Origin of the sequence: Methylobacterium sp. WL116 (assembly GCF_008039455.1) — a bacterium.
In the GTDB taxonomy this organism is placed as follows: domain Bacteria; phylum Pseudomonadota; class Alphaproteobacteria; order Rhizobiales; family Beijerinckiaceae; genus Methylobacterium.
Window position 1 is genome coordinate 1 of the sequence record NZ_VRUV01000863.1, and the last position, 1,227, is coordinate 1,227.

General features: G+C 70.6%; 2 protein-coding genes. One reads left to right on the forward strand and one right to left on the reverse strand.

What is annotated here, in order from left to right:
- The first annotated feature begins 464 nt into the window (after window positions 1-464).
- On the forward strand, window positions 465-707 hold the full coding sequence (locus FV223_RS28010; protein WP_147729926.1) for a hypothetical protein: 243 nt from the start codon (window positions 465-467) through the stop codon (window positions 705-707).
- Window positions 708-717: 10 nt separating this feature from the next.
- Here the strand turns inward: FV223_RS28010 and FV223_RS28015 are convergent.
- On the reverse strand, window positions 718-1,227 hold a 510-nt coding region (locus FV223_RS28015; RefSeq protein ID WP_246689845.1), incomplete at its 5' end, for an amidase family protein.

Sequence of the window (1,227 nt, forward strand, 5' to 3'; positions counted from 1 at the left end):
TCCCAGAGCATAATGCCCCGAAACCACCTTGCCCGTCTTGGAAACCCGTGATACCGAACCAACCAGTCGGTGGTCCGCCTCAGCGGTGGGAGGCGTCTAAGCCCCCGCCGATACCCTGTCAACCCCGTCTTCGGCACCGCCGAAACCCGGACCCGACACTCACAACCGACAAAAACAGCAGAGCGCCCGGTTTCCACCGGCCTGCCCAGCCAATCCGTCGGAGGTGATACCAGCCCCGGAGAACCGCGTCGCCGCCGCCCCGTTGCCGATGAGCGGGGTATACGGACCGCTCAGTGCCCCGTCAACAGCCAAAACGGAACTTTCTCCGATTTCGACGACAGAACCACGACAGGCCGTCCGGAAGGCCCTCCAGCGATCCCGAGACGGGTGCGCCCTCTCCGGGAACGATCGGCCTCTCCATCCGTAGAACCGCGTCGCCGCGGGGGCGGCACGGAGCATGCGCGATGGCGATCCAGGCCCTGAACGACCGCAAGAAGCTGTCGAGCGATTTCAACGAGGCCAACGACGCCTTCATCGATGCGGTGCTCAACGCGCTGAAGGCCGGCGAGATGCCGCTGGAGCTGGCCCGCGCCTACCTCGCCCACCCGGTGGCGATGATGCATGCGGACGGGGCGCAGGCGGTGGCCAACTACTTCGACCGCATCCTGGCGCAGCGCCCGACGATCGACTGGGCGCCAGGCGCGTAGGGACGACCGGTCAGATCGCGGGCGGCGCGAAGCCCCCGAAGCTCGCCTCGAGATGACGGCCGAGGGCGAGGGCCACGTCCTCGCGCCACGGGTGGGCCGCCACCTGCACCCCGATCGGCATCCCCTCGGGCGAGGTGCCGACGCGGACCGCCACCGCCGGCCAGCCGGTGAGGTTGTGGTTCTGGGCGTAGCCGACCCCGCGCTGCAGCGCCGGATCGAAACTGGTGCCGTGCGCCGGCGCGACGTAGGGCGCCACCGGCGACAGCACCGCGTCGTAGCCCTGCAGGAAGGCGAGCTGCGCGTTGCGGAACGCGTCCCAGCGGGCGAACGCCGCCAGCGCCTCGGTGATGCCGGCCATGGCCGGCGCCGCGCGCGTGCCGAGCGACTGCTCGAACAGCGGCGAGATCCGCTCGGTCCCGATCGAGCGCAGGAAGGCGCGGGTGCCGGCGCCCCCGTCGCCGCGGGTCATGTCGAAGTAGACCGCCGCCGCCGTCTCGGCCTCCGGCAGGCGGCGCTCCTC